Genomic DNA, 14828 nt, shown 5'->3' with positions numbered 1-14828 from the left:
CACTTTGGTTGCTGTAACGGGCATTCCCGGCGCTGACTACTATGGTTCACCAGCGCAGTCCTCTTTCGAGATAACAGGCGAGTTCAGCCTTATCATCCCCTGTAGGGGAGATGCGTTCCCGTGGACACTGGCGTTGGGCTTTCACCTCACTCTCCCAACTCGCTGACGGGATGACCTACTACTCCTGTTGTGACCTTTAGCTATTCGCTTTTGGCTGTCAGCTAAGAAGGTGGACCCAGAGGGATTCGAACCCTCGACCTTCTCAATGCCATTGAGACGCGCTCCCAACTGCGCTATGGGCCCTGATTATTTTTCCGCCTTATAGTGGACCTGAGGGGATTCGAACCCCTGACCTCCTCAGTGCGATTGAGGCGCGCTCCCAACTGCGCTACAGGCCCAGATTTTTTATCCCGCGCCATGCGGGACAAGGCGAACCGTATTCTACCTGAGGGGATTTGGAATGTCAATGAAGAATACTGCAAAATTAACTCGATTGATCATCCCGTCCTTGTCTTCTTCTCCATCAGTCCAATTCCATGATGGATTCTGTATGTGGCAGTATAATCACCCCGATATGCCCATCCTTTCCGACAAACACATCCTTCTTGGCGTCACAGGGTCCATTGCCGCGTACAAGGCGGCAGACCTGGCTTCCAGGCTCGCCCAGGCGGGGACACGGGTGGATGTACTTCTGACAGGTGCGGGGGAAAAATTCGTCACACCACTCACCTTTCAATCCGTTACGGGGCGGCGTGCCTACACCGATCAAGACCTTTGGGGCAACGAAGCACATGTCCTGCATGTCAGTTTTGGCAAGACAGCAGATATGCTCGTCATCGCGCCCTGCACGGCGGATACGATGGCAAAACTCGCGCACGGCATTGCAGATAATCTATTAACCGTCACTGCACTCGCGGCGAGTTGTCCGATCCTGATCGCGCCTGCCATGGACGGCGGGATGTTCGAGCACCCCGCCACGCAGGAGAATCTCGCCACGCTTCGCTCCCGCGGCGTGCTGGTTGCTGGACCCGCGGCAGGGCACCTCGCTTCGGGGCTTTCAGGCGTGGGACGCATGATCGAACCTGCGGAAGTGCTCGGTCATATCCGGGCGGCCCTTGGGAAGAATGGAAAACTCGCAGGCAAAAAAATCATCGTCACCGCGGGTGGGACACAGGAAGCCATTGACCCGGTCCGCGTGATCACGAATCATTCCTCGGGAAAACAAGGCTACGCGCTCGCCCAGGCCGCCATGGATGCAGGCGCGGAGGTATGCCTGATCACCACGCCCACCGCGTTGACTCCGCCTGTCGGCACGCGCGTCGTCCGCGTGAAAAGCGTGCAGGAGATGTTGGATGCCCTGTTGAACGAATCCGCGGATGCGCTCATCATGACGGCGGCGGCGGCGGACTTCCGCCCGAAGACCATTGCCAAAGACAAACTAAAAAAACGGGATGGCATTCCGCGGATCGAACTTGAGGCGGCGCCGGATATTCTTAAAACAGTATCAGGTGTCGGGTCAGGCAAGAAGCGTTTCAAAGTCATGGTGGGGTTCGCGGCGGAGAGTCAAGCCCTGCTCGAAAACGCATCTGAAAAGTTACAATCCAAGGGTTTGGATCTCATCGCCGCCAACGACATCTCTGCAAACGACTCGGGCTTTGCCGTTGAAACAAACCGCATTACCCTGTTGTTTGCGGATGGGACGAAGGAAAGCCTGCCGTTGATGAGCAAGGCCGAAGCGGCTGAAAAAATCATCGAACATACAGCAAGGCTGTTGGAGTAAACATGCGCGTTTTGGTCATGTCGGATATTCATGCGAATTACACGGCGCTTCAAGCGGTCTTGAAGGAGGCCGGCGCCGTGGATGAAACCTGGTGTTTGGGCGATCTGGTCGGCTATGGTCCCGACCCGAATGCCGTTGTGGAGGAGGTGCGGGACATTCCAAACCTCACCTGCCTGCTTGGCAACCATGACGTGGCAGTGACCGGCAAGATGCCGCTTGAAACCTTCAATGGCGAGGCGCGCCGCTCGCTCGAATATCATGAAAAGGTTTTGACCGCCAGCAACATGGATTTCATGCGCGCGCTTCCCTCCAAAATAAAAGTCCGCGGTGAAGCGACCATGGCGCATGGAAGTCCGCGCGACCCGTTGTGGGAATATATTTTGAATTCACTATCCGCGCGGCTCAACTTCGATCATTTCGATACACCCTGGTGTTTTGTAGGACATTCACACATCCAGTGTATGTTTGCCAGGGATGAAAACAATGACCGTGTGACGTTGGAACATGTTAAACCCGATAAGACGATCACACTCCGCCCGAAGCTGATTCTGAACCCCGGTTCCGTGGGGCAGCCCCGCGACCGCGACCCGCGCGCTGCCTTCGCCATCTACGACAGCGAGGCTCAAACATGGACACCACGCCGCGCGGTATATAACATCGCCGAAGTACAGGAACGCATCCGCGAGGTGGGCCTGCCTGAAAAACACGCTGTCAGGATTGCCGAGGGATGGTAGTGGCGGAACTATTTCTCTAGTATGCTCGTCCTTTGGTAAGAGAAATCATCAAAGGTAAAAAAGGAGAAGAAGATGAAACACATTTTGCCATTCAGTTTGATCGTTATTGCCGCCGTCATCCTTGCCGCATGTGGAGCGGCGTCTGCGCCGCAACGCTCTGCGGAGGGCGGCGCCGAGCCGTATTACGACTACGCGCAGCCCGCTGCCGAGCCGATGTACGCAGAAGCCCCTGCCCAGGAATTTGCCGGTGACTCATCCAACATAGCCCCAGGCGGAGGCGTGGAAGCCGCAAGCGTCGAGCGGCTTATCATCCAAAACGCGGACATTGCCATTGTCGTTTCGGATGTGGAAGCCCGCATGAAGGATATCCAGGTCATGGCGGAGCAACTGGGCGGATTCGTGGTCTCATCCAACCTGTATCAGAGCTATACAAACAATTACACGCTCGTGCCCGAAGCCACAGTGACCATCCGTGTGCCTGCTGAAAAACTGGACCAGGCGCTTAACCAGATCAAGGAGGCTGTTGTGGAAGTGCAGAGCGAGACGCGCTCCGGGCAGGATGTCACCGCGCAATATGTCGACTTGAAATCACGCCTGAAAAACCTCGAAGCCGCCGAAGCCCAGTTGAATGAAATCCTGCAGACCGCCACCGAGACCGAGGATGTCGTCAACATCTTCAACCAACTGGTCTATTACCGCGAGCAGATCGAGTTGGTCAAGGGACAGATGAAATACTACGAGGAAGCCGCCGCGCTCTCCGCTGTCAGCATCCGCATCAAGGCGGAGGCGACCATCCAGCCGATCCAGATCGGCAAATGGGAACCACAGGGGGTTGCGCGGGATGCCATCCAGGACTTGATCTACTTCTTCCAGGATTTTGTTAACTTCCTGATCCGCTTCGTCATCTACACCCTGCCTGTTTGGATCATGGTTGGCGTACCGCTCTACCTGGTCTTCCTCGGCATCCGCGCCATCGTCCGCAAGGTACGCGGCAGCAGGAAGCCCGTGGAACCAAAGGTCGAAGTGGAAGTGAAGAAAAAATAATCAGTAAACAGTCACCAGCATCCAATGAGGATGGCAGCGCTGCCGTCCTCATTTGCTTTATAATGACCCCTCATGGATTCATTAATCAACGACGCGATTTCGCTCTTCCATGTTCACCTCACGGCGCGGCAGGTGATGGCGCTCATCAACTACGAGCGCGAACTGGTGGAGTGGAATCAAAAATTTAACCTGACCGCCATTCGGGATGTGGAATCCATCCGCACCAAGCACTTTCTGGATTCATATTCCTGCGTGCTGGCATGGAAGGGGACTCCCCCGCATCGCCTCGTGGACGTGGGAACCGGCGCCGGTTTCCCGGGCATTCCCCTGAAAATAATCTATCCCACCATGCGCGTCACGCTGGTGGAATCGGTCGGCAAGAAAGCCATGTTCTGCCAGCACATCGTCAGCAAGCTCGGCCTGGAGGATGTGGATGTCATCCACGCCCGCGCCGAAACCCTGGGACAGGACCCCAACCACCGCGAAACGTATGATTATGCCGTGGCCCGCGCGGTCGCCAACCTCAACATCCTGAGCGAGTACCTGCTCCCGCTCGTCAAGGTCGGCGGGAGCGTGCTCGCCCAAAAAGGCGAAAGCGGACCCGCGGAGGCGCAGTCCGCTGAAAAAGCGATGAAATTATTGGGGGGAAAATTGAAGCAGTTGATCCCCGTTCATTTGCCCGGTGTCGCCGATGACCGCTACCTTGTGCTGGTGGACAAGGTCGCCGCCACCCCGCCGAAATATCCACGCAAGGCGGGCATTCCGATGAAGACGCCGTTGTAGGAGCAGTGAACAGCAGCCAATTGCCGTCACCCCGCACTCACAACTACTATTTACCCGTTGATATCCCGCCAGGCAAGGCGCACCCCGCACGTCCCACCAACAGTATAAGAATTGCAATTCACCTCGTAGCTATCTGTAATGACACCAGGATCATTCCTTTGGACACAAGTATACATCCCACAGCACATTACTGCCTGCGCGCGCTCCTGCCATAATCTGTATTATCATATGAACAAATACCCGTCCACCAAGGATGGCGACGTGCATGGAACTATTTGCCAAAGGCGGCTACATGATCCGCACGATTGCCAGCGTGCTACGTGTATATTCAAAAAAATGACTATGTTTAAGCACCATGCCAAAAGGAAAGGAGCAGTCAGCATGGACAAGCTGATTGCATTGTTGAAGTTCATGTGGGTCTGGGTCGTAAGCGTGGCACTGGGTGCGTGGGTTTTCTTGAACTTGCCACTAGATGAGGTCACGTGGGTCGGAAAGACGGTCGGTTTTGTCATCTGCATTATTGTCCTGCCGATCGTGGCGCAGGAGCTTTATAGGAGCTTTCTTGAGGAGGTGGGAGTCAAACTCCAACCTGTGAAACATGGATGTATTACCTTCCTGCTAGGACTGGTATTGTGGAATAACTTGCCTCTTGAAGGGGCGGTTTGGTGGGCGAAGTTCCTGCTTGGAGTAATTCTGTTTGTAGCTTTCCCCCTTATGGTTCAGATGGCGGTTAAGCCTCCAGATTAGAAGATCGGTTAACGACAATTAGAAATGCCCACCAATAAGGCAAACGAGGCGATAGTCTCCCGCAGGGCAATAAACTCGGGATGCAGGGTCAGCGTGGGGATGGGGGTCTCCATAGGCGGCGGGGTCGAGGTGACGGTCACCTGCGGCTGGGCGGAATCGAGCAGGCAGTCAAAAAAATCAAGATGAGCAGGGCAACTTTCTTCATCACAACCTCCCAAATTATCAGACCTCGGAAGTCTTAAAGACTTCCGAGGTCTCTGAATCACTTAACAATCCCCCGGTCATCCAAAAACTCAGCGGGCTCTTTATCTTTGCCACCCTCCCACATCAATGAGAAGAACCAAATACCGCTTTCGCCGATCCAGAAATCGGCAGGGGTAAACGTCATGGCGGAGTCAAGGGGTTTCTCATCGCTTTGTGGCGTGTATTCCGCCTGCCAGCCAAAGAGTTCCCCCCGCCAGGGTTTGCCAATCGAATGCAGATGATTTGCAAACGCCTTGACTTCCTTCAATTCTGGCACCGCCAGCGGGAGGATGGGTTCATAATCCGCATGAGCGGGAATTTTTGCCTTAACCGTTAACATGCCTGCCTTTCTCCTTTTCCCATGCGCTCAAGAGGAAATCGAGATTCTCCTCGATGATCCGCTCGATATCCCGCAAGTCGCCTGCTCGAAATCTGCCTTCACGCGCAATCCTGACAGGGGTAAGCCAGAATTTGGCCTCTTTTCCTTCCTTTGTGACATGAACATGGGGCGGTTCATTTGCCACATCCGCCTGGTAGAAGAAAAACTTAAAGCCATGTACGCGAAGGACAACGGGCATGGGATTCTCCGATGACGAACAGCGAAAGCATTATAGCATCTTCCCAATGCCTTCTTAACAACCCTCTTCCACGATCTTGATCACATCCTCCTTGTTGGGGACAATGCACAGGAACTCGAACGGCTCCCCGCCCGTATTCTCATACGAATGGATCGCGCCGGCAGGGATGAAGACTGCATCCCCTGTTTTGACAAGATGCGTTTCATCGCCGATGGTGATGGCCGCTTCGCCGCGCAGGACGTACTGTTCATGCTCCACCTCGTTGGTGTGGCGCGGCATCCCGCCGCCGGGCAGCATCGAGAACTTCCGCAGGGCGAAGTTCGGTCCCTCCTGGGAAGAGATCAACACCTGAATGGTCGTATCCTTCCCCGCAGCGACGTTTTTGGCTTCGACTTCGTGCGTATGTTTGACGGTCATTTTTACCTCTCAACCTAACGACATCCGTGCGGGTGCGGCTTGCCCAATTCATTATTGCCCTTGTTTTTGCAGGGCTTCATACACTGCTTCGGGAATATCCGTGGTCCGATAGATGTAAATGTATTCAATGCCATTAATGAAAATTATTTTTTCAGGGACAATCCCCTGCAAGGGACCTAGGATCTTTTCCATCTCCGGTTGTCCTCCCCGCATCACCGGATAAAGGACCAAATAGTTGGATTTCCGCATTTCCTTTTCAATTGTAGCAAAGTCATCCTCGATCAGGTGTATTCTCTTTAAGACGATGGTCTCTCCGGGGAAGAAGAATGAAAACGTGCCCATGCCGTTGTACACATATGCCCGCATCTGCTCAGCATCCGGCTTGCCCGCCAGATAATCCGCCGCTTCCGCCAGCCCTTCACCATATCCAAGAGTAGCCGCCCTGCCAGAAAATGGATTTTTATATGTGAAATAATAAGGCGCATAGGGAAGCCCAAATGAAATCTGTGTCCCGATCAAAACGACAATAAACAAAATCGAGGCGTAAACGGTTTTCAACCCTGCCCAGCGGCGTTGCATCCACATCCACAAATACCCCCACCCGATGCCCGCCATTACATCAAAACAGACGTAACTGCTGAGAATATAGTGCTGGGAATCGCGTCCCTGTGCCACGCCGAACATGAGGATGAAGAGCCCGCTGGTTACAGCCAGGTATACAAGCGTGGATTTCAGCGGTGCAGGCACTCCTTCCTTATCTTTCGAGACCAGCGCAAACAGGGCCAAAATCAATCCAAGCCAGGTAACAGGTGTGGAAGAATTCGTCCAACTTCGCAAAAATTTAAAGATTTCACCAAAACCGGTTATAAGGCTGAAACTGGCGGGCTGTAATTCCTGGGTCACATCCAGACGCGCACCCTGAAAGGCGTAGCTAAACGCATTGCCATAGACTTCATAAAACATTTTTCCCGGCGCCACCCACATGCCAGGCCATAAAATCACATAGACAAGCACAGCCGCCACTAGCCAGACGGCTAGGACCTTCCCTGCATCCGCAAGCTTCGAGACAAACAATTGGCCATTTTTTTTAAAAAATCCGACAAACAGGATCAAACCCAATAATCCAACAAGGATTATTGACGATGATTTTGTCAATTGCGCAAGGCCAAACGCCGCGCCTGAAATGAGCAGGTAAATGAATTTACGGTCCTTGTTCAGATACACCTGCATCCCCAATAACGAAATCAAAACGAACATGGCAAGCATGCCTTCATGGTTAATCAAACGTGAATGCCCAAGGAAAAACGGTCCGCTCATCGCAAGCGCAATAGCCGCAAGGGCTGCCGTTTGGTCAACAAGTAATTGCAGAAGGAAAAACCCCAAAACCGCAACTGCAATCAACAACATGGATTGGATCAACCTGCTGTGGCGGACAAGGTCAATGGCATCTTTTCCGTTCTCGCGCATGAATTCTTCAAAATTTGGCTTGCGGACGTCAAAGTACCCCTGTCCAAACCCGCGATATTCAGGGAAATAACTAAGCATCCCCGCCGCCACGATCCATGTAGTGGTTACAGCCGGGTGATAATCGTAAATCGTGTTCGCAAAATCCCTATGCGTGAGCGCGTAATAGAAGTTGGATCCCGAAATCACCCACCACGGCTCATCAATAGTCACCACCCTGTCAATGCCAATGACATGAGAGGGAACAATCAGCATGAGCAGAACAAGGATTATAAGTATAAACTCCCATTTTTTATTCATGTCGGTTCTCATAGGTTTGCAAGCGCATCAAGGATTTCGACGGGAAGGGAGTCGACCTTGTATATTCGGACATATTCATAGCCGTCCAGCCATATCACATGGAGAGGCTCCACTCTGGCAAGAATCTCAAGATATTCCCGGTATTTTTCCAAGCCCCCCTGATTTGCATAATATATGACAATATAATCTGCAGTCCGGATGTGATGCATCAGGTCTTCATTGTGGTACCCATCCGTGTAATACGGCCGAAAGGCAGTTGTTGTGCCGGGATAAAAATAGGAGAAGCACCCGCGATGGTAATAGGAAAATGCGGTTTCTTTTTGAGCATCCGGCATTTCTGCAAGATATCGGGCGGCAAGTTCCAGCCCTTCACCATATGGAAATTGAGGAAAATCCCTGTTCCAGCCCAATGACTGCGTGATTGGATTGCGATAAGTGTAATAGTATGGAAAGAACGAAAAAGCGCTCCACACTTGTAAAATTAACACAATGGAAAGCCCTGCGTATTGCAAATACGCCCACGAAAACCTGCGCCCCAACCATTGAATGAGATTGATCCAGCCTAAACCTGCCAGCAGATTCAATGCAAGGTAACTGGAAAGGACGTAATGGGGCGAGTTACGCCCCTGCGCGATGCCGATCATGAAGATGAAAGCAAGAGCAGTGACCAGCAACAGCGTGAACAACCGCCGGTATGAGCGAACCAGCTCAGGATCCCGCGTGAACGGAATGGCAAACCCAAACAGGACGCCAAGCCAGGCCAGGGTAGTGATTCTAGAAATCAAAACTTTGACTATCCACAAAACCTCAGACAAATTATTATTGATGCTGAAAGTGGAAATATCCAATTCCTGGGTCACTTTTAATCTTGCACCCTGGAAGGCATAACTGAAAGCATTGCCGTACACTTCAAAGAGCATTTTTCCAGGTGCAACCCACATACCGGGCCAGAAGACAAAATACATGAGGACCAGAATCGCAAACCAGATGATAAGGATTTTTGAATTGCCCAGGAATGCCTTTATAAAACCTTGCCGGCGCTCATACACTATTTGCAGCAACAATAAAATACCGACGGGCGCAAGCATGGCAATGGAGGAGGATTTTGTCAGTTGGGCAAACCCTGCCGCAGTTCCAGAAATCAGAAGAAAGACCAGCTTGCGGTCTTTTGAAAGATAAACGACAAGGGATATCAGTGAAACCAAAACAAAAAGCGAAACCATCGCTTCATGATCCATCATGCGGGAATGACCCAAAGAAAATGGATCGAACGATGCAAAGCACACCAAAAATGCGGCGGTTAATTTGGGGAGGATGCGCTGAAACAGGAAATAGAGTAAAAGAAATAGAACGAGTAAAACAAAGGTCTGAATTACCCTCGAATACGTTAACAATACCAACGGATCGTAACCATGCTGATACATGAAGGGATCAAGCCGCCCTTTTTCATAATCAAGATAGCCCTGTCCAAAACCGCGGAATTCCGGGAAATACAGGTGCATGGCCGCAGCGATGATCCACATGGTGGTGACAGCCGGCTGGTATTCGTAGACCGTGTTTTCAAATTCCCTCTGCCCAAGCGCATAATAAAAATTCGCCCCCTGACTCAACCAGGCCGGCTCATCGAGTGTGACAAATGAGTCGATCTTTGGGAGGCGCGGCAGCAGGAATACAACGATCAGCGCAATGTAGATTGCAACATCCGTTACTTTATAACGAGACATGAATCGGATTATATCAGGCATTTTGCGCAGATTTTTCGGGTTACAGTGATGGTAAAATCATTTCCTGGGTTTCAAATATGAAAAATACATTCAACAAGCTGCTTCAAAAGGAGCACATCGTTGTTCCTGCCAGCCTGCTCCTGCTGGTCGTACTGGCGTACGGACTGCTTACCCCCAGGATGGGTTTCTATTGGGACGACCTGCCCTTTGCCTGGTTCCTGAATTTTTTTGGCCCCGTTGAATTTATTGAAGCGTTCCGTCCGTTTCGCCCCTTACTCGGACCCATCTTCACGGTAACAACAACCCTGTTCGGCGGACATCCCTTCACATGGCAGGTCATTGGATTAATAATCCGCTTCCTGCTCTCCCTCGAACTCTGGTTCGTGCTTCGGTTGATATGGCCCACCCAAAAACGGAACCTGATATGGGTGGTCTTTTTTTTCACCGTGTATCCAGGCTACGGACAACAATGGGTTTCATTGACCCATGTGAATCAGGAGCTGCTCCCGCTTCTCTTTCTGCTTTCATCCTTCCTCATAACCGCCTGGATTCTTCGGAATGGACGCCATGCCAAACGCCTGACCGCACTGGCAATCCTTCTGCAGGTATTGGGGCTTTTTTCCACTGAATATTTTTTTGGCCTCGAAATTTTACGTTTCTTCTTCCTGCTGGCAATCTTCACAGAAACCGCATCTCATCGAAAGGAATTGTTCCAAAAGGCGGGCAAACAATGGCTCCCATATTTTGTTGTATGGATACTGAACGCAGCATGGACCTATTCGTATCACCAATCCGCAGCATACACTTCGTATGATGTCAGTGTCCTGTCAAGTTCCACCCTTTCGCCGCTTGCGCTTGTCAACGAGTTCCTGACAACGCTTTCCCTTTCCGGGTTCGGCGCTTGGATCGGAGCGTTCGATATGTTTTCTGTAATTGACGGGTCTGTTGCACAGACGCTTGCCTTCGGTATTCTGATCGTTTCCGCCGGCATTGTCTTCCTTGTAACCAAGTCATGGACAAAAGACACAGAACACAGCGCACCTCCCGCCGCAGACTCTTGGGGCTGGTGGGCTGTGGGGACTGGGTTGGTTGCCATCTTCGCCGGCAGGCTCCCCTCGTGGGCAGCGGGCTTGCCTCTGAAACTCGAATTCGATTACGACCGCTTCTTTGTCTCGATCATGCTGGGGGCGAGTCTATTCATCATCGGGCTGGCAGATCTGACGTTAAGAGAAGGAATGCGCAAGTCCGTCATCCTGAGTCTCCTGATCGGGTTATGCGTCTCGCATCAATTCTCAGTCGCCAACACCTTCCGCCGTGATTGGGTGAATCAACAAAACCTGTTTTGGGAACTTGCCTGGCGCATGCCCGCCCTGCAGGAAAATACGGCGCTGCTGACGTATGAACTGCCCATCCAATATGCATCGGACTGGCAAATGACCGCGCCGCTTAACTGGGCTTATGCACCTTCCCTGGATAACCGCGACATTCCATTTTTTCTATTGTATATCAAAACCAGGCTCAACTCTTCCCTGCCTTCCCTGCAGGCAGATACACCGATTACGATCCAGTATCGAACCGTCAACTTTAATGGCAACACAGCGAACAGCATCGTGATCTACAAGGAGGCGGGTGGATGCCTGCGGGTGCTGGACCCGATTTACGGCAGCGCGGAAACGGTTCCAAATGCAAATCCCCTCCTGATCCATGCCATCCGCCTTTCCGATCCGGGCCAAATCAACGCAGATGCTCCCACACCTGCGCTGGATAAAACGTTGTTCGGCGCGGAGCCTGCACACGGCTGGTGCTATACCTACGCAAAGGCGGAACTTGCCCGCCAGCAGGGAGAGTGGGGAAAAATCGTAAGGTTATACCAGCAGGCGCAAAGGGAGGGATGGAGCGCATCCATGCCGGTGGAGAATTTGCCGTTCATCGAAGCCTTCGCTATAACAGGGGACATGGACATGGCGATCAAATTAACCGAGCGCACAATCAAGGTACAGCAAATATTGTGCCCCGCGCTCGAAACTCTTTGGGACCGCGTTTCGCAATTGGAGGACGGCGTTGCTAATATTGAACATGTTCTTCAGGATGGGTGCAAGCCATAGTTTTTGGCAAAGCAGACCAGTCTACGCCGGGCATAAAGTGCCCGATTCCCAACCCCCGAATCCCCCCTGTTCTTGCAGGAAAATATCCCCAGGTTCATAAAGAACCTGGGTCTGTTATTCCCCGCCTAACATCCCTGCAAAGAATTTGAAAGTCCGGACTTCCCCACCTTTCATTCCTGTAATGAGAATGAAAATCTAACCGTATTGTAAAGAATAAACATGGATTAATCCCTGTACGGATAGTAACATCAAATTAGATAATTTTTTCGGGCTAAACTGTCATGTAGGAAAAATAGTTATATATTCTCATTTCGTCAAACAAAAAGCAGGAGAAAATGAATCTGAAATATTCAACCAAAAAGAACGAAAAGGGGCAGGGGCTTGTGGAGTATGTACTTATCTTGGTTTTCGTTGGGATCGTACTCATAGGTGCATTGGCGGTCTTCGGTGATGAAGTTAAAAATACGACATCCATTTTCATGGGCTCGTTTGGGTACAGCCTTCATGAAGGGGTATTAATAATTCCAGGTCTAGGACCCTCACTCACTCCAATTGTCTCATCCACTCCGCTCGCCACATCCACTCCAACTCCGCTCCACGGATCCACCACAATTGCCACATCCACCCCGCTCGCCACATCCACTCCAACCGCCACGTCCACTCCAACTGTGATCCCGATCGGCACATGGATTACTTGCGCAAACGAAAATGGGTTCTGCAGCTTTAGCGGAACAGCTCAGGTTCGATATGGAGCGAACGACATTTGGGTCATCCAAACCCATACAGATGGTGTCGCTTGCACAAATGCGGTCTTTGGCGATCCTGTTTGGGGAGTTGTGAAAACCTGCCAGGTTTATCAAATCGCCACATCCACTCCAACTGCCACATCCACTCCAACTGCCTCACCCACTCCAACCGCCACATCCACTCCAACCGCCACGTCCACTCCAACTGCCACCCCAACTTCAACTGTGACCCCTGTCGGCACATGGATTACTTGCGCAAACGAAAATGGATTCTGCAGCTTTAGCGGAACAGCTCAGGTTCGATATGGAGCGAACGACATTTGGGTCACCCAAACCCGTACAGATGGTGTCGCTTGCACGAACGCGGTCTTTGGCGATCCTGTTGTTGGGGTTGTAAAAACCTGCCAGATTTATCAAATCGCCTCGCCCACTCCAACCCCTTAACCCTCTTCAAGTGCATTCGCCTGTACTTCAGGAAGCGCTATTGTTGAAAATCCGAACACATGCTCCACGTTAAGCGCAGGAAACAATTGCACAACGTTCACCTTCCACGCACCGAGCAAACTATGTACCTGGCCCTAGGGATAAATTTATAATTGCCTGCGCTCGGCACGGGACTCTTTTCCGGCCAGGATTAAACCGAAAATTCTGCCCACTGCTCAAGCCGCTGATTCGTCCAGCGGCTTGATTTTTATCTTCAAATCCCGATTCCTGCCAAAACACCCAGGGTGAAAACGAATCCCGACCACTCTTGGTATAATTCCCGCCTACCTCCCAGCCTGCTCCCCATGGAGAAGGCTGGGTGAAGGATTTTAGGAGTACGCATGAAATACCACATCTGGACCGAAGGCTGCCAAATGAACGTCGCCGACTCACAGCGGGTTGGCTCGTCACTCGAGCATCTTGGCTATACCCTTACCGAAACCATCGAAGAAGCCGATGTGATCGTTCTAAATACCTGTGTCGTGCGGCAGTCCGCCGAAGACAAGGCGATCGGGCGTGTCTCGTCGCTTGCACCTTTGAAGAAGAAAAACCCCAACCTTGTCATCAACTTGATGGGCTGTCTCGTCGGCGTGCGCGGTGCAGAAAAATTGAGGGAAAAACTCCCGTATGTGGATGTCTTCTCTCCGCCCTCCGACCCCTCGCCTTTGATCTCGCATCTCACCCAGGGCGAGATCCAATCCATGGAAGATGCTGAAACCACCCGCCGCTTCCTGATGATGGACGATGAGTTGATCCTCCCCGTGGCAGAGCAGGGCAGGCTGGTCAGCGCGCATGTGCCCATCGTGTACGGGTGCTCGCACGCCTGTACCTTCTGTATCATCCCCTACAAACGCGGCGGTGAGCGTTCACGTCCCGTCGGGGACATAGTCAGCGACATCCGCTCGCTGGCGCGGCAGGGCGTAAAGGAAATCACCCTGCTCGGTCAGATCGTGGACCGCTACGGCAAGGACATTCCGGATGGTCCAAATCTTGCGGCGCTCCTGCGCATCATTCATGATGTCGAGGGCATTGAACGCATCCGCTTCCTGACCTCGCATCCCAATTACTTCGACGACGACCTTATCCATGCCATTGCCGAATTACCACGCGTGATGCCGCACATCGAACTTCCCATTCAGGCCGGCGATGATGAAGTACTGCTCAATATGAAGCGTGGATACACCCAAGGACAATACCGCGACCTGATCGCAAAGATCCGCGCCCACATCCCAAACTGTTCCATCGCGACAGACATCATCGTCGGATTCCCCGGCGAGACCGACGAACAATTCATGGAAACCCACCGCGTCTTATCGGACCTGAAACTGGATGTTGCCCATCTGGCACGCTATTCCGTTCGAGGGGGTACCGTTGCCACCCGCCGCATGGAAGACAACATTACCGACGAGGAGAAGATGCGCCGCTTCCGCATGTTGGAGGATTTGCAGGAACAGATCGTTGCCGGGATTAACATGAAATACCTAGGCGAAACCGTGGACGTTTTGTTTGAAGAAAAAGTAAAGGGCCGCTGGCGCGGACGCACCCCCACCAACAAACTCGTCTTTGCAGAGTCGGACGAAGACCTGCGCGGCAAACTATGCTCCGTCACCGTCACCTGGACGGGACCGTGGTCGATGCAGGCCGTGTTGCAAAAGCAGCCGGAATTGATTTCAATCTAGC

Annotated in this window: 13 protein-coding genes and 2 tRNA genes; 8 read left to right on the top strand and 7 right to left on the bottom strand. The window is 52.2% G+C overall.

The features are described from left to right. Window positions 1-230: 230 nt before the first annotated feature. Window positions 231-303 (bottom strand) — tRNA-Ala (locus QY332_06825). A 22-nt stretch (window positions 304-325) separates the two neighbouring features. Continuing rightward, a tRNA-Ala gene (locus QY332_06820) sits at window positions 326-398 on the bottom strand. A 152-nt stretch (window positions 399-550) separates the two neighbouring features. Here QY332_06820 and coaBC point away from each other — a divergent pair. From coaBC to QY332_06795, 5 genes are all read left to right on the top strand, one after another. After that, a complete protein-coding gene (gene coaBC / locus QY332_06815; GenBank protein ID WKZ37644.1) occupies window positions 551-1780 on the top strand; it encodes a bifunctional phosphopantothenoylcysteine decarboxylase/phosphopantothenate--cysteine ligase CoaBC in 1230 nt (409 codons plus the stop codon). Window positions 1781-1782: 2 nt separating this feature from the next. Then, window positions 1783-2514, top strand: a complete 732-nt coding sequence (locus tag QY332_06810; GenBank protein ID WKZ37643.1) for a metallophosphoesterase family protein — start codon at window positions 1783-1785, stop codon at window positions 2512-2514. A 72-nt stretch (window positions 2515-2586) separates the two neighbouring features. After that, window positions 2587-3558 (top strand): DUF4349 domain-containing protein, encoded by a 972-nt coding sequence (locus tag QY332_06805; protein ID WKZ37642.1) that lies wholly within the window; start codon window positions 2587-2589, stop codon window positions 3556-3558. Window positions 3559-3630: 72 nt separating this feature from the next. Beyond that, complete coding sequence (gene rsmG / locus QY332_06800; GenBank protein WKZ37641.1) at window positions 3631-4341, top strand: 16S rRNA (guanine(527)-N(7))-methyltransferase RsmG; 711 nt, start codon at window positions 3631-3633, stop codon at window positions 4339-4341. A 381-nt stretch (window positions 4342-4722) separates the two neighbouring features. Further along, the gene (locus QY332_06795) at window positions 4723-5088 is read left to right on the top strand and encodes a hypothetical protein (protein ID WKZ37640.1); all 366 of its coding nucleotides are present in this window, start codon (window positions 4723-4725) and stop codon (window positions 5086-5088) included. 262 nt (window positions 5089-5350) lie between these two features. On the opposite strand, the gene QY332_06790 is transcribed toward QY332_06795, so the two are convergent. Genes QY332_06790 through QY332_06770 form a run of 5 tightly spaced genes read right to left on the bottom strand, consistent with a single transcriptional unit; the run spans window position 5351 to window position 9814 of the window. Continuing rightward, a complete protein-coding gene (locus tag QY332_06790) occupies window positions 5351-5671 on the bottom strand; it encodes a hypothetical protein (protein WKZ37639.1) in 321 nt (106 codons plus the stop codon). Beyond that, on the bottom strand, window positions 5658-5909 hold the full coding sequence (locus QY332_06785; GenBank protein ID WKZ37638.1) for a DUF4160 domain-containing protein: 252 nt from the start codon (window positions 5907-5909) through the stop codon (window positions 5658-5660). The genes QY332_06790 and QY332_06785 overlap by 14 nt, the downstream gene beginning before the upstream one ends. 54 nt (window positions 5910-5963) lie before the next feature. Continuing rightward, window positions 5964-6326 carry a cupin domain-containing protein gene (locus QY332_06780; GenBank protein WKZ37637.1) on the bottom strand — a complete coding sequence of 121 codons (363 nt, stop codon included), beginning with the start codon at window positions 6324-6326 and terminating at the stop codon, window positions 5964-5966. Window positions 6327-6377: 51 nt separating this feature from the next. Continuing rightward, window positions 6378-8090 carry a glycosyltransferase family 39 protein gene (locus QY332_06775; GenBank protein WKZ37636.1) on the bottom strand — a complete coding sequence of 571 codons (1713 nt, stop codon included), beginning with the start codon at window positions 8088-8090 and terminating at the stop codon, window positions 6378-6380. Between the two features lie 8 nt (window positions 8091-8098). Further along, window positions 8099-9814, bottom strand: coding sequence for a glycosyltransferase family 39 protein (locus tag QY332_06770; GenBank protein WKZ37635.1), 1716 nt, complete (start codon window positions 9812-9814; stop codon window positions 8099-8101). Window positions 9815-9891: 77 nt separating this feature from the next. Here QY332_06770 and QY332_06765 point away from each other — a divergent pair, with 77 nt between their 5' ends. The 3 genes from QY332_06765 to miaB all read left to right on the top strand — a co-directional run bounded on the left by QY332_06765 (window position 9892) and on the right by miaB (window position 14827). Then, window positions 9892-11919 (top strand): hypothetical protein, encoded by a 2028-nt coding sequence (locus tag QY332_06765; protein ID WKZ37634.1) that lies wholly within the window; start codon window positions 9892-9894, stop codon window positions 11917-11919. Window positions 11920-12254: 335 nt separating this feature from the next. Further along, window positions 12255-13109 carry a Flp family type IVb pilin gene (locus QY332_06760; protein ID WKZ37633.1) on the top strand — a complete coding sequence of 285 codons (855 nt, stop codon included), beginning with the start codon at window positions 12255-12257 and terminating at the stop codon, window positions 13107-13109. Between the two features lie 380 nt (window positions 13110-13489). Continuing rightward, window positions 13490-14827, top strand: coding sequence for a tRNA (N6-isopentenyl adenosine(37)-C2)-methylthiotransferase MiaB (miaB, locus tag QY332_06755; protein ID WKZ37632.1), 1338 nt, complete (start codon window positions 13490-13492; stop codon window positions 14825-14827). Window position 14828 lies beyond the last annotated feature (1 nt).

The sequence above is a fragment of the Anaerolineales bacterium genome, from assembly GCA_030583885.1.
GTDB lineage: Bacteria > Chloroflexota > Anaerolineae > Anaerolineales > Villigracilaceae > Villigracilis.
The sequence above is the reverse complement of the archived record's forward strand: the minus strand, read 5'-3'. Positions and strand labels throughout refer to the sequence as shown.